This is a genomic window from Mesorhizobium sp. M0659, from assembly GCF_040320605.1.
Classification (GTDB): Bacteria; Pseudomonadota; Alphaproteobacteria; order Rhizobiales; family Rhizobiaceae; genus Mesorhizobium.
Map to the genome: position 1 here is coordinate 68,437 of NZ_JAMYPY010000021.1, position 26,093 is coordinate 94,529.

Annotated in this window: 19 protein-coding genes and 1 pseudogene; 9 read left to right on the plus strand and 11 right to left on the minus strand. The window is 63.7% G+C overall.

Features of this window, described 5'->3' with window-relative positions:
* Positions 1 to 303: 303 nt before the first annotated feature.
* On the plus strand, positions 304 to 2,013 hold the full coding sequence (locus tag NKI31_RS26145; RefSeq protein ID WP_023668560.1) for a trimethylamine N-oxide permease: 1,710 nt from the start codon (positions 304 to 306) through the stop codon (positions 2,011 to 2,013).
* Positions 2,014 to 2,074: 61 nt separating this feature from the next.
* Here NKI31_RS26145 and NKI31_RS26150 read toward each other — a convergent pair whose 3' ends face one another.
* From NKI31_RS26150 to NKI31_RS26170, 5 genes are all read right to left on the minus strand, one after another.
* Positions 2,075 to 3,430 (minus strand): LLM class flavin-dependent oxidoreductase, encoded by a 1,356-nt coding sequence (locus NKI31_RS26150; protein ID WP_352511544.1) that lies wholly within the window; start codon positions 3,428 to 3,430, stop codon positions 2,075 to 2,077.
* A gap of 275 nt (positions 3,431 to 3,705) precedes the next feature.
* Positions 3,706 to 6,843: an efflux RND transporter permease subunit gene (locus tag NKI31_RS26155; protein ID WP_023696637.1), complete on the minus strand. Its 3,138-nt coding sequence runs from the start codon at positions 6,841 to 6,843 to the stop codon at positions 3,706 to 3,708.
* 248 nt (positions 6,844 to 7,091) lie between these two features.
* Entirely contained in the window at positions 7,092 to 8,231 is a 1,140-nt protein-coding gene (locus NKI31_RS26160; RefSeq protein ID WP_023729264.1) for an efflux RND transporter periplasmic adaptor subunit, read from the minus strand.
* 58 nt (positions 8,232 to 8,289) lie between these two features.
* On the minus strand, positions 8,290 to 8,895 hold the full coding sequence (locus NKI31_RS26165; protein WP_023729263.1) for a TetR/AcrR family transcriptional regulator: 606 nt from the start codon (positions 8,893 to 8,895) through the stop codon (positions 8,290 to 8,292).
* 153 nt (positions 8,896 to 9,048) lie between these two features.
* On the minus strand, positions 9,049 to 10,689 hold the full coding sequence (locus NKI31_RS26170) for an acyl-CoA synthetase (protein WP_023687054.1): 1,641 nt from the start codon (positions 10,687 to 10,689) through the stop codon (positions 9,049 to 9,051).
* Positions 10,690 to 10,879: 190 nt separating this feature from the next.
* On the opposite strand from NKI31_RS26170, the gene NKI31_RS26175 reads away from it, so the two are divergent.
* From NKI31_RS26175 to NKI31_RS26195, 5 genes and pseudogenes are all read left to right on the plus strand, one after another.
* Positions 10,880 to 11,851, plus strand: a complete 972-nt coding sequence (locus NKI31_RS26175; RefSeq protein ID WP_023684445.1) for a sugar-binding transcriptional regulator — start codon at positions 10,880 to 10,882, stop codon at positions 11,849 to 11,851.
* 94 nt (positions 11,852 to 11,945) lie between these two features.
* On the plus strand, positions 11,946 to 14,000 hold the full coding sequence (locus tag NKI31_RS26180; RefSeq protein WP_023709180.1) for a bifunctional aldolase/short-chain dehydrogenase: 2,055 nt from the start codon (positions 11,946 to 11,948) through the stop codon (positions 13,998 to 14,000).
* 214 nt (positions 14,001 to 14,214) lie between these two features.
* Positions 14,215 to 14,549 (plus strand): annotated as a pseudogene (locus NKI31_RS26185) (D-alanine--D-alanine ligase A); the annotation flags it as partial.
* 94 nt (positions 14,550 to 14,643) lie between these two features.
* Positions 14,644 to 14,904 carry a ribbon-helix-helix domain-containing protein gene (locus NKI31_RS26190; protein WP_023704832.1) on the plus strand — a complete coding sequence of 87 codons (261 nt, stop codon included), beginning with the start codon at positions 14,644 to 14,646 and terminating at the stop codon, positions 14,902 to 14,904.
* Entirely contained in the window at positions 14,897 to 15,184 is a 288-nt protein-coding gene (locus NKI31_RS26195) for a type II toxin-antitoxin system RelE/ParE family toxin (protein ID WP_023704831.1), read from the plus strand. The genes NKI31_RS26190 and NKI31_RS26195 overlap by 8 nt, the downstream gene beginning before the upstream one ends.
* Before the next feature lie 71 nt (positions 15,185 to 15,255).
* Here the strand turns inward: NKI31_RS26195 and NKI31_RS26200 are convergent, their stop codons facing one another.
* The 3 genes from NKI31_RS26200 to NKI31_RS26210 all read right to left on the minus strand — a co-directional run bounded on the left by NKI31_RS26200 (position 15,256) and on the right by NKI31_RS26210 (position 18,936).
* Positions 15,256 to 16,308, minus strand: a complete 1,053-nt coding sequence (locus tag NKI31_RS26200) for a substrate-binding domain-containing protein (RefSeq protein WP_023687049.1) — start codon at positions 16,306 to 16,308, stop codon at positions 15,256 to 15,258.
* 46 nt (positions 16,309 to 16,354) lie between these two features.
* Entirely contained in the window at positions 16,355 to 17,350 is a 996-nt protein-coding gene (locus NKI31_RS26205) for an ABC transporter permease (RefSeq protein ID WP_023684450.1), read from the minus strand.
* A gap of 74 nt (positions 17,351 to 17,424) precedes the next feature.
* Positions 17,425 to 18,936, minus strand: a complete 1,512-nt coding sequence (locus NKI31_RS26210; protein WP_352652911.1) for a sugar ABC transporter ATP-binding protein — start codon at positions 18,934 to 18,936, stop codon at positions 17,425 to 17,427.
* Positions 18,937 to 19,073: 137 nt separating this feature from the next.
* On the opposite strand from NKI31_RS26210, the gene mtnK reads away from it, so the two are divergent.
* The 3 genes from mtnK (at position 19,074) to fba (ending at position 22,814) form a co-directional block, all read left to right on the plus strand.
* A complete protein-coding gene (mtnK, locus tag NKI31_RS26215) occupies positions 19,074 to 20,342 on the plus strand; it encodes an S-methyl-5-thioribose kinase (RefSeq protein WP_352652912.1) in 1,269 nt (422 codons plus the stop codon).
* Positions 20,339 to 21,433: an S-methyl-5-thioribose-1-phosphate isomerase gene (gene mtnA / locus NKI31_RS26220; RefSeq protein ID WP_023668575.1), complete on the plus strand. Its 1,095-nt coding sequence runs from the start codon at positions 20,339 to 20,341 to the stop codon at positions 21,431 to 21,433. The genes mtnK and mtnA overlap by 4 nt, the downstream gene beginning before the upstream one ends.
* Before the next feature lie 316 nt (positions 21,434 to 21,749).
* A complete protein-coding gene (gene fba / locus NKI31_RS26225) occupies positions 21,750 to 22,814 on the plus strand; it encodes a class II fructose-bisphosphate aldolase (RefSeq protein ID WP_352652913.1) in 1,065 nt (354 codons plus the stop codon).
* Positions 22,815 to 22,975: 161 nt separating this feature from the next.
* On the opposite strand, the gene NKI31_RS26230 is transcribed toward fba, so the two are convergent.
* From NKI31_RS26230 to NKI31_RS26240, 3 genes are all read right to left on the minus strand, one after another.
* Complete coding sequence (locus tag NKI31_RS26230) at positions 22,976 to 24,082, minus strand: isopenicillin N synthase family dioxygenase (RefSeq protein ID WP_352652914.1); 1,107 nt, start codon at positions 24,080 to 24,082, stop codon at positions 22,976 to 22,978.
* A gap of 137 nt (positions 24,083 to 24,219) precedes the next feature.
* A complete protein-coding gene (locus NKI31_RS26235) occupies positions 24,220 to 24,876 on the minus strand; it encodes a methionine ABC transporter permease (protein WP_023668578.1) in 657 nt (218 codons plus the stop codon).
* Positions 24,857 to 25,945 (minus strand): methionine ABC transporter ATP-binding protein, encoded by a 1,089-nt coding sequence (locus NKI31_RS26240; RefSeq protein ID WP_352652915.1) that lies wholly within the window; start codon positions 25,943 to 25,945, stop codon positions 24,857 to 24,859. Before NKI31_RS26240 ends, NKI31_RS26235 begins: the two co-directional genes overlap by 20 nt.
* Positions 25,946 to 26,093: the final 148 nt, after the last annotated feature.

A 26,093-nucleotide genomic window follows, 5' to 3' on the forward strand; every position in this document is an offset into this window, starting at 1 on the left:
TTGTACCCCCGGCCCTTCGCAGGCTCAGGGCGTTCGAAGCTCGAAAGCAATTGGCTTTCCGTCCGCTACCGCGGACCGCTTCTCACCCCACAAGGGGAGAAGGACAAAGCGAGCGTTTCGCAACCGTGATGTGCACGACGCCACAAATCACTTGACGTGAAAGCGCGCCGGATCAATCTTCACTGTTAAGAAAAAAATACGACTGAGTGGAAACACTGGAGTCGTGCGGTCATGTACCGGGGAACAAGCTTCGCGAAGCCGAGGCATCACCGGCCGGGAACACAAAATGGGGAATTCAGACAGATGAGCACGATTACCACTGCCCTGGAGCAGCCCGCTGAAGGCAAGCTGCTCCGCAACATCGACTGGCGCGGCGCCTTCTGGGTGGCGAGCGGCGTTCCTGCCCTTGTCCTGTTTTCGATCGGCGGCATTGCCGGAACGACGGGAACGCTGGCCTTCGGGATCTGGATCGCTTCCATGATCATGGGCTTCCTGCAATCCTTCACCTATGCCGAGATCGCCGGCCTGTTCCCGAACAAGTCGGGCGGCGCCTCGATCTACGGCGCCACCGCCTGGCTGCGTTATTCCAAGTTCATCGCGCCGCTGTCGGTGTGGTGCAACTGGTTCGCCTGGTCGCCGGTGCTGTCGCTGGGCTGCTCGATCGCCGCCGCCTATATTCTCAACGCGCTGGCGCCGGTGCCGCTGTTCACCGAGGCGTCGCCGGACGTCGTCGCCTATATCGCGGCGCATGCCGGAACGGTGCCTGCCGACGCCATCGCCGCGGTGACCGCGGCGGCCACGCCGGCGATCCGCAACTGGACGCTGTTCAGCCACACGCTAGGTCCTGTCTCCTTCACCCTCAATGCCACTTTCTTCATCGGCGCGGTGCTGATGCTGATCATCTTCTCGATCCAGCATCGCGGCATTCTCGGCACCGCCAATGTGCAGAAGTATATCGGCCTCCTGGTCATCATCCCGATGCTGATCGTCGGTGTCGTGCCGATCGTCACCGGCCAGATCAACTGGGCGAACTTTTCGCCGCTGGTGCCGCTGGCGGCGGCTTACGCGCCGGAGCCCGGCTCGTGGAACATTGCCGGCTGGACGCTGGTGCTGGGCGGCATGTTCATCGCCGCATGGTCGACCTATGGTTTTGAGACCGCCGTCTGCTACACATCGGAGTTCAAGAACCCGGGCACCGACACGTTCAAGGCGATTTTCTATTCCGGCCTGCTCTGCATGCTTCTGTTCATCCTGGTGCCCTTCACCTTCCAGGGCGTGCTGGGCCTCAACGGCATGCTGGCGACGCCGATCGTCGACGGCTCGGGTGTCGCCGATGCACTGGCCGGCATGGTCGGGGGTGGCGCATTGATCCACAGCCTCTTGGTGATGCTGATGATCCTGGCGCTGGTGCTGTGCATCATGACGGCAATGGCCGGCTCGTCGCGCACGCTCTACCAGGGCTCGGTCGATGGCTGGCTGCCGCGCTATCTCAGCCACGTCAACGAGCATGGCGCGCCGACGCGCGCCATGTGGACCGATCTCGTCTTCAACCTGATCGTGCTGGCCATCGCCTCGGCCGACGCGACGAGCTTCTTCTTCATCCTCGCCGTGTCGAACTGCGGCTACATCATCTTCAACTTCCTCAACCTCAATGCCGGCTGGATCCACCGCATCGACAACGGCCACATCAACCGGCCTTGGAAGGCGCCGAGCTGGCTGCTCGGTCTCGGCGCCATCTTCGCCTATGTAAACGCCATCTTCATGGGCGCCGGCGCCAAGGTGTGGAACCCGATGGCGCTCTGGGCCGGCCTGATCACAGCCGCCTTGATCATCCCGGTGTTCTGCTACCGGCACTACGTCCAAGACAAGGGCAAGTTCCCCGACCACATGCTGGCCGACCTCGGCATGGCGGGCGCAGACCTCTCGGTCAAAAAGGCAGGCATGCTGCCCTACCTGACGCTGGTCGCCGGCCTGGTGGTGATGCTGCTCGCCAACTGGTACTTCGTCATCTGAAAGTGATGGCTTGAAAAGAATGGGCGCGCTTCGGCGCGCCCGTTTCTTTTTGTGGCAGACGTCAGCCGGCCTTGCGGATGACCGCTTCGGAGCCTTCGAAGAACCGGTTCGGCGGACGCTTCAGGCCGAGATTCTCGCGCAAGGTCGTGCCCTCATACTCGCGCCGGAAGAGCTTTCGCCGCTGCAGCTCGGGCACCACCTTCTCGGCGAAGTCGTCCAACCCGGCTGGCAGATAGGGGAACATGACGTTGAAGCCGTCTGACCCCTCGGCAAGCAACCATTCCTCCATCGCGTCGGCGATGGTTTTAGGCGTGCCGACGAAGGCAAGGCCGGAATAGCCGCCGAGCCGCTGCGCCAGCTGGCGGACGGTCAAATTCTCCCGGCGCGCCAGCTCGATGACGCGCTCGCGGCCGCTCTTCGAGGCATTGGTTTCGGGGATTTCGGGCAAGGGCGCGTCGGGGTCGAAGGCCGACGCGTCATGGCCGAGCGCGATCGACAGCGAGGCAATGCCGCTCTCGTAATAGACCAGGCTGTCGAGCTTGGCGCGTTTGGCCTGTGCTTCCTCGACACTGTCGCCGACGATGACGAAGGCGCCGGGCAGGATCTTGATGTCGTCGCGCGAACGGCCGAGCTTCTCGGCCCGGCTTTTGACATCGGCAAAGAAGCGCTGCCCGGACGCCAGATCGGAATGGGCGGCGAAGATCACCTCCGCCGTTTCGGCTGCCAGCTGCCGCCCGGCCTCAGATGCGCCGGCCTGGACGATGACCGGCCAGCCCTGCACCGGCCGCGCAATGTTGAGCGGGCCGCGCACCGAGAGATGCTCACCCTTATGGTCGAGCACATGCAGCTTCGCGGGATCGAAATAGAGCCCGCTCTCGGCGTCGCGGATGAAGGCGTCGTCGGCAAAGCTGTCCCAGAGGCCGGTCACCACATCGTAGAATTCCCGCGCATTGTGATAGCGCTCGTCGTGCTCGACATGCTCGTCGAGGCCGAAGTTCAGCGCGGCGTCGGGATTGGATGTGGTGACGATGTTCCAGCCGGCGCGGCCGCCGCTGATATGGTCGAGCGAGGCGAAGCGGCGGGCAATGTGATAGGGCGCGTCGAAGGTCGTCGATGCGGTGGCGACAAGGCCGATATGATCAGTGACGGCGGCGAGCGCCGACAGCAGCGTGAACGGCTCGAACGAGGTCACCGTGTGGCTGCGCCGTAGCGCCTCGATCGGCATGTTGAGAACGGCCAGATGGTCGGCCATGAAGAAGGCGTCGAACTTCGCCGCCTCAAGCGTCTGCGCGAAGCGCTTCAGATGGGCGAAGTTGAAGTTGGCATCGGGATATGAGCCGGGATAGCGCCAGGCCCCGGTGTGAAGACTGACCGGACGCATGAAGGCGCCGAGCCGCAATTGCTTATTGTCTACCATGGGATGATCACCTGATGCGAATGAGCGTTGCCGCTCCGATATGTAAGCAGGATCGGACGGCTTTGCCGTCCTGGAAAGGAATTCTGTTTTGCAAAACCGGCGCCGCGAAGCATTTTCATACAGGTGGCCGTTCAACCTATTTTGATGAACCCGCCTGGTGTTGAGATACTTGCCTGGGTGCTCGGTGCCACCGGCAAGGCGAAAGCCAGAACGCCGCACGTCAAGCGTACGGCGTTCCAGCATTTTCCAAGGAAGATCCTGTGCCCCAGCAGCGCCTACTCGGCGGCCAGCGCCAGTGGCGGCCTGTCATTGTCCTGCACCGCCTCATCAGCCGGCTTCCTGCCTTTCTTCGGCTCGCGGCCGAAGAACAGCGCGTAGCCTGCCGGCAGCACCAGGATGGTGAGTACGGTGGCGACGAGGATGCCGCCCATCATGGCGTAGGCGAGCGGTCCCCAGAACACCGCACGCGAGATTGGGATCAGCGCCAGCACAGCCGTCATCGCCGTCAGCACGATTGGCCGGAAACGGCGCACGGCCGAGCCGATGATGGCCTCCGATCGGTCCATCCCCCTGGCGATGTCCTGATCGATCTGGTCGACCAGGATAATCGAGTTGCGCATGATGATGCCGAGCAGCGCGATGACACCGAGGATGGCGACGAAGCCGAACGGCGCGCCGCTGATCAACAGAGCCGCCGCCGCACCGATGATGCCGAGCGGACCGGTGGCGAGCACGAGCATCGCCTTGCCGAAATGCTGCAGCTGGATCATCAGGAGCACGACGATGACGGCCAGCATGATCGGCGCCTTGGCGGCAATCGAGGCCTGGCTTTCGGCGGAATCTTCCGCACCGCCCTGGATCTCGATCTTGTAGCCGGGCGCCAGGCCGGCGCGCATGCCCTGCATATCATTGTAGAGCTTGGTGACGACGTCGTTCGACTGCACGCCATCCGGCAGCGTGGCGCGCACCGAGATGGTCGGCAGGCGGTCGCGCCGCCATTCGACGCCCTGCTCGAGCACCGGCACCACCTTGGCCACCTGCGACAGCGGCACGAAGCCGCCGAAATCGGTCGGGATATAGACCGAGTCGACCGAGGACAGCAGGCTGCGGCTGGCGTCCGGTTCGCGGGCGACGATGGAAACCGTCTCCTCACCATCACGGAAGTCATCGAGCGGCGCGCCGGACATCGCTGCCTGCAGCATCTGGCGGATGCGCTGCGAGGTGACGCCAAGCGCACGGGCGCGGTCCTGGTCGATGACCAGCTTCATCGCCGGTACCGGCTCCAGCCAGTCGTCATGGACGGCGCCGAGGAGCGGATTTTCGGCGAATTTCGCCTTCACCTGGTCGGCGATGCGGCGCACCTCCTGGCGGTCCGGACCCATGATGCGCATCTGCACCGGCCAGCCGGTCGGCGGGCCGAGGAACAGACGGTCGACCTTGGAGCGGATCGAAGGGAAATCCTGCGCCAGGACTGAGCGCAGCTTGAGGATCAGCCGCTCACGTGCCGGCTCGTCATTGGCCATCACCAGAAGCTGCGCATAGTTCGGATTGCGCAATTGCTGGTCGAGCGGCAGGAAGAAGCGCGGCGCGCCTTCGCCGATATAGGTGGCGATGAAGCGCTTGTCCTTGTCGTCCATCATCCGTGCTTCCAACGCCTTGGCCTGCGTCTCGACTTCCTTGATCGAGGTTCCCTCAGGCAACCAGAGATCGACGAGGATTTCCGGCCGCGAGGATTGCGGGAAGAAGTTTTGTGGGATGAACTGGAACGCCCACAGGCTGGTGGCGAAGGTGACCAGCGTCATCACCAGAACGATGATGCGGTGGCGCACCGCCCAGCCGACCGTGGCGCGCAGCCGCCGGTAGAAGCCGGTGTCGAAGGCGTCATGATGGTTGCCGGCATGCTTGCGCTGCTTGAGGATCATGTAGCCCAGCCACGGCGTGAAATAGACGGCGACGAACCACGACACGACGAGCGCGATGCCGACGACATAGAACAGCGTGCGCACATATTCGCCTGCGGTCGAGGCGGCGAAGCCGACCGGGATGAAGCCGGCGATGGTGATCAGCGTGCCGCTCAGCATCGGGAAGGCGGTCGAGGAATAGGCGAAGCTCGCCGCCTCGATCTTGACCAGCCCCTCCTCCAGCTTGCGCTCCATCATCTCGACGACGATCATGGCGTCGTCGACCAACAGCCCGAGCGCGATGATCAGGGCGCCGAGCGAAATGCGCTGCAGATCGATGCCGAGCTCGTACATGATGGCGAAGGTGGCGGCCAGCACCAGCGGAATGGCGATGGCGATGACCAGGCCGGAACGCCAGCCGATCGACAGCAGCGAGACAGCAAGCACGATCAGCAGCGCCTCGCCGAGCGCCTCCATGAACTCGTTGACGGCGTCCTTGACAACCTCGGGCTGGTTGGAGATCTGGTCAACCGCAACGCCGTAGGGCAGCGCTTCCTCGAAGCGCTTGTAGGTCGCCTCGACATCCGTGCCGACGTCCCTGACGTTGAAACCCTTGGCCATGACGACGCCGACCTGGACGCTTTCGTGGCCGTTGAAGCGGTACTTGCGCTGATAGGGATCTTCGAGACCGGAACTCACGGTGGCAATATCGCCAAGACGTGTCACCTGACCACCGGCGCGCAGGCGCAATTCCCTGATGTCGGCAGCCCTGGTGACATCGCCTTCGACCGAGATGCGCACCGAGCGCAGGCCGGTGTCGACGGAGCCCGCCGGATCGACATTGTTCTGGCCCTTGATGGCGTTCTGCAGGTCGGTCAGCGTCAGGCCGCGTTCGGCCAAGGCCTTGGACGAGACGTCGATATAAAGCTTCTCCGGCTGGTCGCCGATGATGACGGCCTTCTCGACGCCCGGCGTCGTCAGCAGCATGTCGCGAGCCTGGGTGGCGAATTTCTTCAGCTCCGGATAGCTGTAGCCATCGCCGCCGATCGAGTGCAGGGTGATGAAGGTGTCGCCGAACTCGTCGTTGAAATAGGGCCCGAGCAGGCCTTGCGGCAGGTCGCCGGAGATGTCGCCAACCTTCTTGCGCACCTGGTAGAAGGCGTCCTTCACCTCCTCTGCATTGGTGTCGCCCTTGATCTGGACGGTGATGATGGCGCTGCCGGCGCGGGTGTAGGAACGGACGAAGTCGAGGTGCGGCGTTTCCTGCAGCTTGCGCTCGATCTTGTTGACGACCTGGTCTTCCATCTCCTGGATCGAGGAGCCCGGCCAGATCGCCTGGACGACCATGACGCGGAAAGTGAAATCGGGGTCTTCCTTCTGGCCCATGCGCATCAGGCCGAGCGCGCCGGCAATGATGATCAGACCGAACAGGAAGCGCGCGATCGAGGGATGGCCGATGGCCCAGCGCGAAAGATTGAAAGGCTGCTTTTCAGTGCTGTCGGTGGTGGTCATCGGCGTCAGTCCAATTCGTTGATCGTGCGCGCATGCGCTTTGCATGCAGCTAAAATATTCCGATGCTGGCTTCCGGGCGGCGAGGCTTTCCGAGCGGAGAGACACTCATCGCGGTGGGACGCGCGGATCGATGCGGGGGAACTCGATCTTGGCGTCTCGACCATCGGGCGCTCGCCGCCCGGAAACCCTGAATTCGCTTGCCCAGCCCTTTCGCCGAAGCGACGATCAAGCCGGCTTCATGCCTGCGGTCAGCGCAGGGCCTTTGCGGCATCGCCTTCCGCAGAGGCGGCCTGGACCGCATCGCCGGTCAGCTTGACCTTGAGATTCTCGGTCATGAACTGGGTGCCGGCGGCAACGACGACATCCCCCGGCTTGAGCCCGTCGGCGACGCTGACGCCGTCGGAGGTGAACTCCGCAACCTTGACCAGGCGCTCGTGCACCGTCTCGCCGGCGCGGTCGACGGTCCAGACAATCTTGCGACCATCCTTTTCCGCAAGCGCGCTGAGCGGGATCGACACCATCTCCTGCTTCTTGGCCACCGAGGCCTCGATCTTGGCGGTCATGCCAAGCAGCACGCGCGGGTCGTCGGGCAGCGAGACGCGGACGGCAAAGGTGCGCGACTGCTGGTCGGCGCTGCCGGCGACTTCACGCACTTTGCCGGAGAGCGCCAGCGCGTCATCGGACCAGAAGCTGGCCTTGACGTCCTTTCCCGGCTTGAAGGCGGCGATGTCCATTTCGGGAACCGCGATCAGCACTTCCTTTTCGCCGTCGACGGCAACGGTCATCACAGGCGTTCCGGCGCCGACCACCTGGCCGACATCGGCCGAGACCGCCGTGACGATGCCGTTCTCGCTCGCCTTGAGATCGGTGTAGACGACCTGGTTCTGCGCCTGGGCAAGTGTAGAGCGGGCGGCATCGCGCGTCGCTACCGCCTGGTTGTAGCTCAGCGTCGCCTGTTCGAGCTGCGACTTGGAGGTGAAGTTCTTGGCAAAAAGCTGTTCGGCGCGCTTGCGGGACAGATCGACCGTCTCGACCTGCCGCTCGGCGGCGTCGAGGCTAGCCTTGGCGCTCTTGACCGACAACTCATAGTCCGTGGGATCGATACGGGCTAGCACATCGCCTGTCGTCACATGCTGGCCGATGTCGACCAGGCGCTCAGTGACCTTGCCCGAGATGCGAAAGCCGAGGTTCATTTCGGTACGGGCTCGCACCGAGCCGGAATAGGTGAGTTCGCGACTCTTTTCGGCCTGGCCGATCTCGACCACCTTGACCGGACGGATGATGTCCTGGACCTCGGTCTTCTCCTGGCTGCAGGCGGCGAGCCCGAGCGTGGCGACGATCAGGCCGGCGACCGGCAGCTTGCGGATGATGGAACTGGACAAAGACACTTTCGTACTCCCGACTGGAGATGAACGGTCGACACCGGCGCCCGGCGGGCGGCGGCTATTACTTCAGAGCCTTGATCGCGTAATCGATGAGATCGTCGGGCATCGCCCGATTGGTCTTGGCAAGGCACTGCGCCACCATTTGCGGGTGGCACAGAATGACGGTGGCGGCGCCGAAGCAGCGCGATGCGGTGACCGGATCCTGGTCGGCAAACTCGCCGGCCTCGATGCCCTCGCGGATGACCTCGGCAAACAGGTCGTGAATGCTGTCGATATGCTTGTCGATGACGCCCCAGTCGCGCTCGAGCGCGACGATGACCATTTCGTGGACCTTCTGGTCGTCGAGCATGACTTCCAGCGTCATCTTGTACTGCGCATGCACGTAGCGGCGCAGCCGCTCCTCGGCGCTGATCGGCAACCGGGAAATCTCGTAGGCCATGTTGTAGCTGGCGAGGAGCATGCGGCCGCAGACGGCCTGGTGGATTTCGACCTTGGAGGCGAAGAAACGGTAGATATTGGCCGGCGACATGCCGAGTTCGCGGGCGATGTCGGCGACATTGGTCTTGCCGTAACCATAGTGCCGGAACAGGCGTTCGGCACAGTCGAGAATGCGGGTGACATTCTCCTGGCGGGTGGAGTCGGCCATTATGCTGGCGGCTTCGGACATGGCTCTCTGTCGATTTATGAGTGACGAATTTCAACTTTCGTCAGTCGTAAATCGAAAAGAGGGAAGTGTCAATGCGAATTCGACGTACGCGTATAATTTGGTGACAGAGGGTGTGCGCGAACTCGACCTTGCGCGTGCCGTTGCGCTCTGGAACTAAGATCCCTTCGCCATTTCCCGCAGCTGAAACTTCTGGATCTTCCCCGTCGATGTCTTCGGGATCTCGGCAAAAATCACCGCCTTCGGCACCTTGAAGCGGGCGAGCAGCGCGCGGCAGTGTTCGATGATCTCGGCCTCGCTTGCCACCTTGCCGGGCTTCAGCTCGACATAGGCGACCGGCACCTCGCCCCATTTGTCGTCTGCCTTGGCGACGACGCCGCAGGACGCCACGGACGGGTGTTTGTAGAGGGCTTCCTCGACCTCGATCGATGAAATGTTCTCGCCGCCGGAGATGATGATGTCCTTGGAGCGGTCCTTGAGCTGGATGTAGCCGTCGGGATGCATGACGCCGAGGTCGCCGGAGTGGAACCAGCCGCCGGCGAAAGCCTCGTCGGTCGCCTTCCTGTTCTTCAGATAGCCCTTCATGACAATGTTGCCGCGGAACATGACCTCGCCGATGGTCTCGCCGTCGGCCGGCGTCTTCTGCATCGTCTCCGCGTCCATCACCGTCAGGCCTTCGAGTGCGGCATAGCGCACGCCCTGCCTGGCCTTTCTGGCGCTGCGTTCGCCCTTGTCGAGACCGTCCCAGGCGGTGTGCCATTCGTTGACGACCGCCGGGCCATAGGTCTCGGTCAGGCCGTAGAGATGGGTGACGGCAAAGCCGGCATCGGCCATGCCTGACAGCACGGCTTCCGGCGGCGGCGCGGCAGCGGTGTTGAAGGTAACGGTCTGCGGGAAGTGGCGCTTGTCCTCATCGCTGGCGTTGATGAGCACCGACATGACGACCGGCGCACCGCAAAGATGTGTGACGCCGTGGTCGGCGATGGCATCGTAGATCGGCTTCGGCCGCACCCAGCGCAGGCAGACATGGGTGCCGGCCTGGACGGCCATTGTCCATGGGAAGCACCAACCATTGCAGTGGAACATCGGCAGCGTCCACAGATAGACGGCGTGCTTGGCCATGCCGGCATGGATGGTGTTGGTGTAAGCCATCAGGGCAGCGCCGCGATGGTGGTAGACGACGCCCTTCGGATTGCCTGTCGTGCCGGAGGTGTAGTTGAGCGAGATGGCGTCCCATTCGTCGTCGGGCATCGACCAAGCGTAGCCCTGGTCACCGCCGGCGACGAACGCCTCATAGTCGATCGCGCCGATGCGCTCGCCCTTGGGATAGGGTGCATCGGCGGCATAGTCGGGATCGTCATAGTCGATGACCAGCGGCTTCACCTTGGCCAGTGCCAGTGCCTGTTTGACGACAGCAGCGAATTCGCGGTCGACGATGAGCACCTTGGTCTCGGCATGGTCGAGCTGGAACGCGATGACGGCGGCATCGAGCCTTGTGTTGAGCGAATGCAGCACCGCTTTGGCCATCGGCACGCCGAAATGCGCCTCCAGCATGGGGGGCGTGTTGGACAGCATGACGGTCACCGTATCACCCTTGCCGATGCCGCGCTTCGACAGCGCCGAGGCCAGCTTCAGCGAGCGCCGCCAGAAGGTGCGATAGGTGATGCGCTGGCTGCCATGGATGATGGCGACATGATCGGGATAGGTGCTTGCCGCCCGCTCCAGATAAGTGAGCGGCGTCAGCGGCTGATGGTTGGCGGCGTTCTTGCCGAGATCCTGCTCGTAGGGACTGCCCATCCCGTGCTCCCCGAATTTTCATTGTTGAGAACTTCTAACCACAGGTTCCCGCCACGTCACCATCGGCGATTCCCGACCGGGCACGTTTGGCGCAATGATCGTCCAGATTCGATGGGCAAAGAGGTATCGTGTACCCACGCCAGTTTGACTTTTGTCGAGAGCCGTGAATAATGTCAGCCGAGGAGACGGCATGGCGATCCGACCGGCAGAACAGCTTATCCACAAGGCCGCATGGCTCTATTATGCCCATGGCCTGCGCCAGGACCAGGTCGCCAGCCAGCTTAACATCTCCCGCGCCTCGGTCGCCATGTATTTGCGCAAGGCGCGCGAGACCGGCATCGTCAACATCTCGACCTCGACGCAGCTGTTCACCGACGACGTGCTTGCGCGCCAGCTCGAGGACGCGCTCAAGCTTGATGCGGTGTGGATCGCGCCGGAGAATGCCTATGTCGTCGACCCTTCGACGGACGTTGCGGTGCTGGCGGCGGGCGTCTTTCTCGAACTGGTCAAGAAGGGCGACCGGATCGGCGTCGCCTGGGGCCGCACCGTCTACACCATCGCCGACGTCATGTCCTATGCCGACCTGCAGGACGTCACCGTTGTGCAGCTCTGCGGCAATCTCGGCGCGCCCTACTCCTACCGTCCCGACCAGTGCACGATGGAGATCGCCCGGCGGCTCAACGCCAAGGGCCTCAATTTCTACGCGCCGCTGGTGCTGACGACGGAATTGCTGGCGCATGGGCTGCGCGCCGAACCGGTGATCCGCGAACAACTGGCCGATATTGCCAACTGCGATCTGGCGCTCTATTCGGTCGGCACCGTCGATGGCGACAGCCATGTCGTCAAATGCGGCGCGCTCAGCCCCGGCGAGATGGGGCTGTTGCGCGAAGCGGGCGCCGCCGGCGTCGTTGCCGGCCAGATCATCGATGCCACCGGCAAGGCGCTCGACTGCAGCTACAACCGCCGCGTCATCTCGGCCTCGCTGTCGTCACTGCGCCAGATCGAAAAGCGGCTGATGGTGGTGCAGGAAGACAGCAAGTTCGAACCGCTGCTCGCCGCGCTCGCCGGCGGACTCTGCACGCATCTCGTCGTCGGCGCCAGCATGGCGCGGCGGCTGCTCGACCATGCCGGAGCCAGTGCGGGGGCAAAAAAGGCTTCCTGACCAACGAAATCCCAGCAGCAGGCGCATTGTCATCAAGGCGTCGCGGCACTCCTGTTCACAGCAACATCAAAGACAGCAAAGCGGACATAGCGACATGAAGAACCTTTGGAATGACGGCGACGCGGAAAGACTGGTTGCCGACTATGCGAAAAAGGGCGTTGCCCGCGACCTCGCGCTGCGCGTCTACACGACCCGGCTGCTCGGCGGCGAGCCGCGGCTGGTGCTGCATGGCGGCGGCAACACCTCCTGCAAGACCAAGGCCACCGATCTCGTCGGCGACGAATGGGATGTGCTGTGCGTCAAGGGCAGCGGCTGGGACATGGGTGTGATCGAGCCGCAAGGCCTGCCGGCGGTCAAGCTCGGCGCGCTGCTGAAGGCGCGTGCGCTGGCCAGCCTCGCCGACGAGGACATGGTGGCGCTGCAGCGGGCGAACCTCATCGACCCCGCCTCCCCCAATCCATCGGTCGAGACGCTGCTGCACGCCTTCCTGCCGCATAAATTCGTCGACCACACGCATTCGACCGCGATCCTCGCCATCGTCGACCAGGCGGACAGCAAGCCGCTGATCAAGACCGTGTTCGGCGACAAGATGGGGTACGTGCCCTACATCAAGCCGGGCTTCGACCTCGCCAAGGTGGCCGCCGATGTCTACGACGCCGACCCCAGCGTCGAAGGCCTGATCCTCGACAAGCATGGCATCTTCACCTTCGGCGACGCTGCGAAGCAGGCCTATGACCGCATGATCCATTATGTGAACGTGGCCGAAGACTATGTGGCGAAGAACGGCAAGCCGAAGGCAGCGAAAGCCGCACTGCCGGCCAAGCTCGCAACGCCGGCAGCGATCGCGCCGATGCTGCGTGGCGCGGTGGCGGTGGCGCGTGGCGAAGGCCGCTTCGACCGCATGATCAGCGATTTCCGCACTTCGGACGCCATCGTCGATTTCATCAACTCAGCCGGCATTGCAGACTATGCCGGACGCGGCGTGTCGACGCCCGACCTGTCGATCCGCATCAAGACCGGACCGATGGCGGTTCCGGCGCCAGACGCCGACAAGATTGGCGACTACAAGGCCGTCATCAAGAGCCATGTCGACGCCTTCGCCAACGACTATCGCGCCTATTTCGAAACCAACGATGCGCTGGACGACGTCCAGCGCACCATGCTCGACCCGATGCCGCGGCTGACGCTGGTGCCGGGCCTCGGCATGTTCGGCCATGGCCGCACGCTGAAGGATGCGAAGATCGCATCTGATGTCGGCGAGATGTGGATCGAGGCGGTGCGCGGCGCCGAGGCCGTCGGCAGCTTCCATCCTCTATCGAAGGCCGACCTCTTCCCGCTGGAGTACTGGTCGCTTGAGCAGGCCAAGCTCGCCTCCAACAAGCCGAAGCCGCTGACCGGCCAGGTGGTGCTGATCACTGGCGGCGCCGGCGCGATCGGTGCTGCGACGGCAAAACTGTTCGCCGCCAATGGCGCGCATGCCGTCGTCGTCGATCTCGATGCGGCCAGGGCGGCCGAGGCGGCAAAGGCAGCCGGCAACAATTCGATCGGCGTCGGCGCCGACATCACCAACCCGGCCGAGCTGCGCGCCGCCTTCGACAAAGCTGTCGCTGTCTATGGCGGCGTCGACATTCTGGTCTCCAACGCCGGTGCCGCCTGGGAAGGCCGCATCGGCGAGCTCGACGATGCCCTGCTGCGCAAGAGTTTCGAGCTCAACTTCTTCGCCCACCAGTCGGCGGCGCAGAACGCGGTGCGCATCATGCTGGAACAGGGCACCGGCGGTGTGTTGTTGTTCAACACCTCCAAGCAGGCGGTCAACCCGGGTCCGAAATTCGGCGCCTATGGTGTGCCGAAGGCGGCGACGCTATTCCTGTCCCGGCAATATGCGCTCGACTACGGCGCGCACGGCATCCGCTCCAATGCGGTCAACGCCGACCGCATCCGCTCCGGCCTGTTGACCGACGCCATGATCGCCAGCCGTTCCGGCGCGCGCGGCGTGTCGGAGAAGGAATACATGTCGGGCAATCTGCTCGGACAGGAGGTGACGGCAGAAGACGTGGCGCAGGCCTTCCTGCACCAAGCATTGGCCGAACGCACCACCGCCGATGTGACGACGGTCGACGGTGGCAACATCGCCGCAGCGCTGCGCTAGACATAGACCTGGAGCGGTTCATCGTTCACCAAAACGACGAACCGCTCTCCCACCTGAAGGACTCCAGGCGGAGAACTGCTTTTGCAGGTCGTGCTGAAAAACTGCTCGAACTGGTCAAAATCCACTCCAATCCTTGGCCTATTGCTCGACCACTTTAGGGCGCGCCTTGTGTTTCGCATGCGAGCTCCGACCCTGATCCTTGGTGGAGTTGTCGATGGCTGCGAAGAGACTTCGTGTCGGCGTGCTGGTCAGCGGGCGCTCCGCCGAGCATGAGGTTTCGCTGCTTTCGGCAACCATGTCATGCGTACTCTGGATCGGCGAAATACGACTCCGTTCCCACCTTCGTCACCCGCGAAGGCCAATGGCTGCTGAGCGATTTCAAGGACGGCGCGCTGGCGACACCGTCTGATGGGACGCAGCTTTGCCTGCCGCCGGGCGGGCATGGCGGATGCTGGCGATCCCGCCAAGGGCGCCGCATGACCTGCCTGCCATCGAATATGGTGTTCCGGTGCTGCACGCCTGCATGGCGAGGACGGCGCGGTGGCTGGTGCGCGTCGGGCGGTCATGATGCAGGGGCAGATTCCTAACAGATATTGTTAGATCTTGTTGGCTGCATTATAATGTGGGTATGAAAAACGAACCTATGCGCACCCTCACCATATCCCTTACCGCGCAGCAGATAGCTCGCCTGCAAAGCGCTATCGAAGGTGGCGGTTATGCTTCCAACAGCGAGATTGTCCGCGACGCCCTGCGCTTATGGGAGCAGCGCGAGGAATTGCGCACGCTCGAACTCCAGCACTTGAAGCGGGCCTATGCCGACGGGATGGGCAGCGGCAAGCCAGTGGCTGTCGACCACACCGAGTTCATTCGCAGCCTGAAGGCAGAACGCCGCGCCCGTGGCTAGCCATCGGCTCACACCGCGCGCTTCGCAGGATTTGCGAGACATCTGGCACACCATCGCCGCCGACAATGAAAAGGCAGCAGACAGACTGTTGATGCGCATTTTCGAAAGACTGGAGCTGGCGGCGCAGCACCCCAAGATGGGCAGCGCACGGCCCGAGTTAAGCGCAACGGCCCGCGTGCTCGTCGAAGACCGCTATATCATCATCTACGAGCCGCAGCCCGATGGTGTTATCGCTGTGGCGATTGTCCCCGGGATGCGCGATCCAGACCATTGGTTGTAGGCCGGCAGGCTTACCATCAATATGAAAAGAGCGGCCCATAGCCGCCCTTCGCATCTATCAGACGACCGATCCTACTTCGCGTTCGGGTTCGGCATCCAGGCCGGCATGGCGACATCGGCATGGGCGAATTGCGGCAGCTTGGCCGACAGGTCCTCCATGTTCTTGATGTCCTTGTCGATCAGGTCCTTCTGGGTGATCAGCGTCGGCGGCACGACGACGTTGTGGCCGGGATCTTCACCGGCGAGCAGCTGCGCCAGCGCGCGCACCGAGACCTGGCCGACGACGGCAGGGTTGGTGGCGGCGGTGGCGGCCCAGGCGCTGTCGGTCTCGCGCATGGCCGCAATGTCCGAGGTAGAGATGTCGGCGGAGTAGATCTTGATCTTCTTGTTCAGCCCCGCCTCGTCGACGGCGATCTTCACACCCTTGGCGAACTCGTCATAGGGCGCGAACATCACATTGATGTCGGGATGCGCCTGCAGCACCGAGCGCGCCTGGTTGGCGACCGAGTTGGCGATCGGGTTGTCGAGCGTGCCGAACATCGCGACTTCCTTGATGCCGGCATGTTTCTTCTTCACGTCGACCCAGGTCTCGTTGCGGCGGTCGAGCGGCGCGATGCCAGCGACATAGACATAGCCGGCGTTCCAGCTCTCGCCATTGTCCTTGACCGCCTGCTCGAGCGCCAGGCGCGCAAGGTCCTTGTCGGACTGTTCGATCTGCGGGATCTTGGGGTTTTCGACATTGACGTCGAAGGCGACGACCTTGATGCCGGCATCGACCGCGCGCTGGGCGGCGTCCTTCATCGATTCCGTCAGGCCGTGCTGGATGATGATGCCCTGCACGCCGAGTGCGATGGCCTGGTCGACCATGTCGGATTGAAGGGCGGCGTCCTGGCGGCTGTCGAGCACGCGCAGATCGATGCCGAGCGCCTTGGACTGGGACTCGACGCCCGAGAGATAGGCCTGGAAGAAATCGCCGGTCGAGAGATAGCGCACCAGCGCGATCTTGACGCCGGGCTTGTCGAACGGCGCCGGCTTGTCGGCGGCAAAGGCCGGGACCTGCATCAGCATTGTTGCGCCGGCCAATCCGAGCGCGACCTTCCCCAAAAGTCGTCTTGTGATGTTCACGTTCTTTCCTCCGTTTGTTGAACCCAAAACTGTCCCGGCAGCCATTCTATCTCCTGCCCCGGCCGGAAAGGGCGAAGGTAAAGACAAGGGCGACGACGAGAACCACGCCCTTGACGAAATCCTGCGTGTAGTAAGGCGCGTTCATCATCGTCAGGCCTTGCAGCAGGATGCCGACGAACAGCGCGCCGATGGCGGTGCCGAAGGCGTTCGGCTTGGCGGCGCCGAGCACCGCGTAGCCGATCAGCGCCGCGGCAACCGCATCGAGCAGCAGATTATTACCCGACGCGATGTCACCGCGTCCAAGCCGTGCGGCCAGCAAAATCCCGCCGATCGAGGCAAAAACTCCTGAAATGACGTAGGCCCAGATTTTGTATGCCTTGACAGGCGCGCCGGCGAGTTCGGCGGCCCGTTCATTGCTGCCCACCGCATACATCATGCGGCCGAAGCGTGTGTATTCGAGGAAGAACCAGATCAGCACGGCGAGCACGATCAGCACGACCACCGAGACCGGAATGAGGTTCGGGATGAAGAAGTCGAAGCGGTGGCGGCCGAGCGCCAGGAAGGCGTCGGAGAATTTGCCGTTGGCGACCGAGCCGTCCGGCATTGTCATACCGGTGGCGATGGAGCGTCCTTCAGTCGGGATGCGCTGGAGGCCGACGAGCAGGAACATCATGCCGAGCGTCGCCAGCAGATCGGGCACGCGCATATAGACGATCAGCCAGCCATTGATGAGGCCGACAAGGGCGCCGATGAGCAGGCAGATGAGGACAGCGACGACCACGTTCTGCTCCAGCACCACCATGACATAGGCCGCCGCCATCATGGCCGAGGTCGCGACCGAGCCGATCGAGAGATCGAAGCCGCCGACAACCAGTGTGGCGGTGACGCCCAGCGCCAGCACGCCGGTGATGGCGACCGACTGGAAAATGAAGACGGCACTTTGCGGCGAGACGAACCCGTCGGCGGCGATGGCGAAATACGCGATCAGCCCGAACAGAAGCACGATGAACCCATAGCGGATGGCGTGGTCGCGCAGCGTCATTCAGCGCCCGCCGTCAATACCCAACTCAAACCCGTGCACTCCATTCCAACCCTCAGTTCTTCAATCATCGTGGCTCAGGCCGCACTGTGCAACGGCCCGCCCGCGACTTCGGCCAGCAGACGGTCGAGATCGACATCGGCGTTGCGGTGTTCGCCGACGATGGTCTGCTCGGACATCACTAATATGCGATCGGCCGTCTCCAGTGCCTCGTCGAGTTCGGTGACGAACAGCAGCGTGGCGCGGCCATTGGCGCTGGCCCTCAGCTTGGCGGCGATGTCGCGCCTGGCGGAGATATCGACGCCCTGGAACGGTTCGTCGAGAATGAACAATCGGGCGTCCTGCGCCATCCAGCGGGCCACCATCACCTTCTGCTGGTTGCCGCCCGACAGAGTGGTCATCTCGTCCTTCTCCGAGCGGCAGACGATGCCGAGATCCTCGATCTGCCGGCGGGCAATAGTGCGTTCAAGGCCGCGTTTGAGAACTGAAAAACGCGACATGCGCTTGTGGAAGGGCAGGCTGATGTTTTCCTGGATGTTGAAGCCGCCGACGATGCCGTTTTCGCCACGGTCCTTGGCGACCAGAAACACGCCGGCGGCGATGGCTTCGCCGGTCGACGCGGGCGCATAGGGCTTGCCATATAAAGTCATCGTGCCGGACAGCGGTTTGCGCAAGCCGAACAGCGTCTCGGCGAGCGCGGTCTTGCCGACGCCAACGAGGCCGGTGATGGCAACGACCTCGCCGTCGCCGAGCGTCAGCGAGAATGGCCGGGCACCAGGGGCGATGCGCAAGGCATCGACGGTCAGGATCGGCTTGGCAGAACTCCTGGCATCGATGCGGTCAAGATGGATCTTGCGGCCGAGCATGGCGTTAACGGCACCCTCATAGTCGAGAGGTTTGCTGTCGAAGACGCCTGAGATGACGCCATCGCGCATCGAGACGATGCGGTCGGCCAGCCGCCTGATATCCGACATGCGATGCGAGATGTAGAGGATGGCGACGCCCTGCTCGCGCAAGCGGTCGAGCAGCGCAAACAGCCGGTCGGCCTCGGCGCTGGACAGCGACGAGGTCGGCTCGTCGAGGATCAGCACTTTCGGCTGGTGCGCCATGGCGCGCGCGATGGCCACCATCTGGCGATCGGCCAGCGACAGGTCGCTGATGCGGGCCTTGAGGTCGATGGCGAGCCCCATGCGGTCGGCCACCGCTTTGGCTTCGCGGCGCACCCGGCCGGGGTTGAACAGCAGCGGCGCGCCCTTGCCGCTCAGCCGGTCGAGCGTCAGATTGGTGGCGACATCGAGATCGGCGACGACGCCGTCATTGATGTTTTGGTGCACGGTAACGACACCGGCGCGGATCGCCTCTGCCGGCGTGTTCGGCGCAAAGTTGCCGCCAGCGAGGTGCATGATGCCGCCGTCATGGTCGTAGACGCCGCTGATGATCTTGACGAGGGTGGACTTGCCGGCGCCGTTGGCGCCCATCAGCACAGTGATCTCACCGGCATGCAATTCGAGCGAGACGCCGCCAAGCACCTCGATATGGCCGAAGGATTTCCTCAGCCCGTCCACGCGGAACACGGCATCATTGCCCATTCGTTCCTCCCTGAAGATGACGCTATGGGCTACGTCATCAATTGTCAACTCGATTGACAATTGCCAGTCAGCTTCCTAGCTTGGCCTCACCGCCATCGCTCCACTATGATTGGAGCGAGCAAGCGGGAGGGTGAGGAATGACTGCGAAATTGCCGTTTGAAGCACTGTCGGTGGAGACGCTTGCAACGCGCCTCGGTACGAACGAAGCGCTGTGCGCCAAAATCGGCAAGGGCCCTTGGAAGGTGCGCGAGGTCGGCGACGGCAATCTGAACCTCGTCTTCATCGTCGAAGGCGGCTCAAGTGCGGCCGTGGTCAAGCAGGCCCTGCCCTATGTTCGCCTCGTCGGCGACAGCTGGCCGTTGCCGCTCAAACGCTCCTTCTTCGAGTATCACGCGCTGACGCGGCAAGAGGCGCGCGCGCCGGGCTCGGTGCCGGCGATCCTCCATTTCGACGAAGCCCAGGCGCTGATCATCATGGAATATCTGGCGCCGCCGCACATCATCCTGCGCCGTGCCCTGATCGACGGCCGCGAGTTGCCAAATATCGCCCGCGACACCGGCCTGTTCATGGCCCGCACTTTGTTCCGCGGCTCTGATCTCTCCATGCCGACCAAGGACCGCAAGGCCGACCTGGCGCTGTTTGCCGACAATGTCGAACTCTGCGGCATCACCGAAGACCTGGTGTTTTCCGATCCCTATTTCGACGCCAAGCTGAACCGGCACACCTCGCCGCAGCTCGACGGTCTGGTCGCCGAACTGCGTGCCGACCGCGACCTCAAGGTCGAAGCGCAGCGGCTGAAGCATATCTTCGCCGCCAACGCCGAGACGCTGCTGCATGGCGACCTGCATTCGGGCTCGATCATGGTCACCGACACCGAGACGCGGATGATCGATCCGGAGTTCGCCTTCTACGGTCCGATGGCCTTCGATGTAGGCATGCTGCTCGCCAATTTCTGGATGTCCTACTTCTCGCAGCGTGGCCATGAACAGAAGGGCAAGCGTGACGCCATGCGTGCCTATCTGCTCGGGGTGACCAACGACACCTGGACGGTGTTCCGCGCCGAGTTCTCGCATCTATGGCGCACCGAGCGCACCGGCATGCTTTACCAGAAGAGCCTGTTCGAGGATCAGGGCGACATTCTCGCCTCGGAGCAGGCGCTCGACCATGTGCTGCACCAGATCTGGACCGACCTCTTGGGCTTTGCCGGCATCGAGGTGCACCGGCGCATCCTCGGCCTCGCCCACAATGCCGATTTCGAGACCATCGAGGACGAGGATCTGCGAGCCTACTGCGAGGCCAAGGCGCTGAAATTCGGCCGTCACATCGCCGTCAACCGGCGCCAGATTCACGGCATGGACGAGGTCAATAATCTGGCCGCTTTGATCGAACGGGAGAGCAGGATTTGAACGTCGGCGAGCGCCACTACCGCACCATCTGGCTGAGCGACGACCAGCGTTCGGTCGAGATCATCGACCAGCGCTGGCTGCCGCACGAGTTCCGGGTCGAGACGATCGGGAGCGTTGCCGGCATCGCCACCGCGATCCGTGACATGTGGGTTCGTGGCGCGCCGCTGATCGGCGTCACCGCGGCCTACGGCGTCGCCATCCAGATGGCGGACGATCCGTCTGACGAAGCGCTCGACGCGGTCTGGGAGACGCTGCACAAGACGCGGCCGACTGCGATCAATCTACGATGGGCGCTGGACGAGATGCGGCGGTTCCTCAGGCCGATCGTATTGGGACAGCGCGCGGAGGCGGCCTATAAGCGCGCTGCCGAAATCGCCGACGAGGATGTCGATCTCAATCGCGCCATCGGCGAGAACGGGCTTGCCATCATCAAGGAGATCGCGGCACGCAAGAAGCCGGGCGAGCCGGTCAACATCCTCACCCACTGCAACGCCGGTTGGCTGGCGACGGTCGATTACGGCACCGCCACGTCGCCGATCTATCTCGCCGTCGAGGCCGGCATTCCGGTCCATGTCTATGTCGACGAGACGCGCCCGCGCAACCAGGGCGCCCAGCTGACCGCCTGGGAGATGGCCGGCCACGGCGTGCCGCACACGCTGATCGTCGACAATGCCGGCGGCCATCTGATGCAGCGTGGCGCGGTCGACATGGTGATCGTGGGCACCGACCGCACCACGGCCAATGGCGACGTCTGCAACAAGATCGGCACCTATCTCAAGGCGCTCGCCGCCTCCGATAATGAGGTGCCCTTCTACGTCGCTCTGCCCTCGCCGACCATCGACTGGACGGTGGGTGATGGCCTGACCGAAATCCCGATCGAGGAACGCTCCGGTGACGAGGTGTCGCTGGTCTGGGGCAAGACGGCGGACGGCAAGATCGCGCAGGTTCGGGTTTCGCCCGAAGCGACGCCGGCGGCCAATCCGGCGTTCGATGTGACGCCGGCACGGCTGGTGACGGGGCTGATCACCGAGCGCGGTGTGGCCAAGGCTTCGCGCGAAGGGTTGAAGGCGATGTTCCCCGAACGCGGATAATCTCCCCCCTTGAGGGGGAGATGTCGCCAAAGGCGACAGAGGGGGTCGGCGCGTCCTGACGCGACCTCCCAGCACCGACAGATGATGCTAGCGCTCCAGTCGAACCGACCCCCTCTGGCCTGCCGGCCATCTCCCCCTCAATGGGGGAGATTAGCGCCTCACCGGCTGGCTACCGGATTTCAGCCCTGCAACAAGAATTGCGGCCTCGATGGCCGCTGACGGTTGCGGTTCTGGCGAAATCCGGCCAGAAGCATCTAGGCCGGCAATCGGCCGGCCCGCGACGTTGCGCTTGAAACCAGATACGGGAGACTATTGGGTGGCTCGCATAACACTGAGACAATTGCTCGACCACGCCGCCGAATACGGCTACGGCGTACCCGCCTTCAACATGAACAATATGGAACAGGGCCTCGCCATCATGGAGGCGGCCGAGGAGACCAAGTCGCCGGTCATCCTGCAGGCCAGCCGCGGCGCCCGCGCCTACGCCAATGATGTGGTGCTGGCCAAGCTGATCGACGCGCTGGTCGAAATCCACCCCGACATTCCGGTCTGCATGCATCTCGACCACGGCAACAACGAAGCCACCTGCGTCACCGCCATCCAGTACGGCTTCACCTCTGTCATGATGGACGGCTCGCTGAAAGAGGACGGCAAGACGCCGGCCGACTATGCCTACAATTCCGGCATCACCCGGCGCGTCGTCGACATGGCGCATTGGGGCGGCGTGTCGGTGGAAGGCGAGATCGGTGTGCTCGGTTCGCTTGAGAGCGGCGGCGGCGAGCAGGAGGACGGCCACGGCGTCGAAGGCGCCATCAGCCACGACCAGCTCTTGACCGATCCGGAACAGGCGGTCGAGTTCGTCAAGGACACCCATGTCGATGCGCTGGCTGTCGCCATGGGCACCAGCCACGGCGCCTACAAATTCTCACGCAAGCCGGACGGCGCGGTGCTGGCGATGAACGTCATCGAGGAAATCCACCGCCGCCTGCCCAACATGCATCTGGTCATGCACGGCTCGTCCTCGGTGCCCGAGGACCTGCAGGAAATCATCAATAGATATGGCGGCCAGATGAAGCCGACCTGGGGCGTGCCGGTGGAAGAGATCCAGCGCGGCATCAAGCACGGCGTGCGCAAGATCAACATCGACACCGACAACCGCATGGCGCTGACCGGCGCCATCCGCAAGGTGCTGAGCGAAAACCCGAGCGAGTTCGATCCGCGCAAATACCTGACGCCGGCCATGGCCGCGATGCGCAAGCTGTGCAAGGAGCGCTTCGAGCAGTTCGGCACCGCCGGCAATGCCCAGAAGATCAAGCCGCTGCCGGTGGCCGAGATGGCCAAGCGCTACAAGTCGGGGAGCCTTGATCCGAAGTTTGGGTGAAGTCCCCTGGCGCCTCTTCCTTCTCCCCTTGTGGGGAAGAAAGAAGAGCTATTGACATAAAAAAGGCCGGGCGCGAAAGCGGCCCGGCCAAAAGAAGGTCAAGAACCTTCAGAGGGGAACACCGCTCGGTGGAATGGGAGGAAACCGCCGAACGATAATTCCTATATGCGCGTATTCGCGGCAGATGGCGACGAACGGCTTTCTAAAACAACGCGAGATTCGGAAATTTCGTTCTCGTTTTGAAAGATTTCAGCCGGTGAGGCGTCGGTTTCCAGAAGATCGGCATAGTGCCGGCGCGCCACGTCGGGATGCGAGCGCAGGCGGCTCTTCAGCACATTGGTACCGACATTGCGAAACAGCGGATTGTCGGGATCGCTGGCCGGACCCCGCGCCTCGGCCGCCAGTTCCTCGGGCAGGTTGAGCAGCGGGATCGTGGCGTCGAGCCGGGCGCTGAAGAAGAAGGGCACCGAAATCCGCTCGACACCGGCCGGTGGCGTTACCACGCGGTGGACCGTTGCTCTCAGATACCCGTTGGAGGCCAGCTCGAGCAGTTCGCCGATGTTGACCACCAGCGTGTCGGGCAGCGGATCGACGTCGACCCAAGCACCGTCATATTCGACCTGCAGGCCCTTGCTCTCGTCCTGCAGCAGAAGCGTCAGGAAACCGCCATCCTTGTGCGCGCCGACGCCCTGGTCATCGCCGGTGGCGTCGCGACCGGGGTAGCGCACGATCTTCATGCGGTGGTTGGGCTCGGCCCGGTAGATCGGATCGAAGGCATCCTCGGTCTGGTCGAGCGACAAAGCGAAGGCCCTGAGCAGCCGGATCGCTACCGCTGTCGCCTTGGTCTGCCATGCCAGCAGAGCCGGCTTCAGCTCGGGCAGTGCCCCCGGCCACTGGTTCGGCCCTTGCAGCCGCGTCCAGGCGGGCACGCCGGGGCCTTGTTCGATGGCCGGGCGTTCGACGCCGATGTCGAGCTGTTCGCGCCAGTCGGCCTTGCCTTTGGTCAGCTCGCCGCCGGCGCGCGTGTAGCCGCGGAACTGCGAGGACTTCACCATTTCGATCGCCAGTTTGTCGGCTTCCGGCAAGGCAAAGAACCGGCGCGAGGCGTCGAGCACTTCTGCGGTATCCGCAGCCGATATGCCGTGGCCGGTCAAATAGAAGAAGCCGACATCGCGCGCGGCCGTGCGCAGGTCGAAGAGAAACGTTCGCCGTTCCGAAGCGCCCTGTTCGAGGCGGCCGAGATCAAGCACGGGTACGATCCTGGGCATGGTCAAGCTCCTTGTTCCGCTGTCACGGTGGCACGCAGGCCGGTCCGATCAAAGCAACGCGCAATCCAATCTCGGCGCCGATGGAGAAAGCCGGCGCTGCGTTTGGCAGCCTGCCGGCAAATAACGTTCGTGGCCGCTTATCCGCGCCGGTCCAGCCTGGCGACCAGCCGGTCGCCGACCCACTGGATGCCGCAAACGAGGATGATCAGCACAATGACCACGGCGACCATGACGCTGGTCTCAAAACGCTGGTAGCCGTAGCGGATGGCGAGGTCGCCAAGCCCGCCGGCACCGATGGCGCCGGCCATGGCCGAGGCGCCGATCAGCGTTACCAGCGTCACCGTGAAACCAGCAACGATGCCGGGCAAAGCTTCGGGCACCAGCACCTCGCGGATGATCGTCCAGCGATTGCCGCCCATGGCGCGTGCCGCCTCGATCAGGCCGCGATCGACCTCGCGCAGCGACACTTCGGCGATGCGGGCATAGTAGGGCGTCGCCGCAATCGACAACGGCACGATCGCCGCCCAGGTGCCGATCGAGGTGCCGACGATCAGCCGCGTCACCGGGATCAGCGCCACCAGAAGGATGATGAAAGGCACCGAGCGGAAGCCGTTGATGACGGCGCCGAGCGCGCGGTTCACCCACAGGCTTTCGGCAATGCCGCCGCGCTCGGTGGCAATCAATGCCAGGCCGAGCGGCAGCCCGAAGACGAGCGAGATGAGGCCCGATGCCGCCGTCATCAGGACCGTCTCCCAGATCGAACGCAGCAGAAGTTCAAACAGAACCGGCGACATGGCCAAGCACCTCCACCCGCGCGTCGCGGGCCTTCAGGAATGCGATTACTTTCGACAGATGTTTCGGATCGTTGCCCGCGACCGCAAGGAACAGCGTGCCGACCGGCTGCTGTTGGACATGGTCGATGCCACCATGGACGAGGCGGAAAGGCCCCGGCACCGCCACCGCAAGATCGGACAGCAGCGGACCGCGCGCGGCCTCACCTGCGACGTCGACCCTGAGGATGAGCTCGGCGCCGCCTCCGGGAGCAAGCCGGCCGGCAATCTCGGCCGGCAGTTGCGGGCGGATGCCGCCGAGCAGGCTCCTGGTGATTTCGGAACGCGGCTCGGCAAAGACCGACCACACCGGGCCTTGCTCGACGATGCGCCCGGCATCGATCACCGCGACGCGGTCGGCGATCGAGCGGATCACCTCCATCTCGTGGGTGATGAGCAGGATGGTCAGGCCGAGCTGCCGGTTGATGTCTTTCAGCAAGGCCAGGATGGAGCGCGTCGTCTCCGGATCGAGCGCTGAGGTCGCCTCGTCGGACAGCAGCAGCGCTGGCCGCGCGGCCAGCGCCCTGGCGATGCCGACGCGCTGCTTCTGGCCGCCCGACAGCGAGGACGGATAGGCCTTCGCCTTCTCCGACAGGCCGACGAGGTGGAGCAATTCGGCGGCGCGCGCCAGCCGTTCGGCCTTTGGGCGGCCCTCGATCTTCAGCGGCAGCGCGACATTGTCCTCCACGGTCTTGGACGACAGCAGATTGAAGTGCTGGAAGATCATGCCGATGCGACGCCGCAGCGGCTGCAATTCACGCTCGCCGAGCCGGCCGATCTCGCGGCCCTCGATGAAGACGTCGCCGGAGTCCGGCCGCTCCAGCCCGTTGAGGCAGCGGATCAGCGTCGACTTGCCGGCTCCGCTGCGGCCGATGATGCCGAGGATCTCGCCCTTCTTCACCGTCAGCGAGACGCCGTCGAGCGCAGGCGTCGCGCCAAAGCGGCGCTTGAGGTCGACCAGGCGTACGACATCTTCCTGCCCGGCCGATATATTGACCGGACCGGATGCTTCGGCCGTGACGTGCTGGTTCATCTCACTGTCCGTTTCGACGCTCGACAAATGCGACGGCGGCCCCCGCAACACCCGGGCGCCGGCGCCGGGCCAACCCGCGCCGCGCCAAAGGCGGGGGACACCGGGCCCGGGTTGGCCGGGGTGGTAATCACCTAAGACGCGGCCGCGC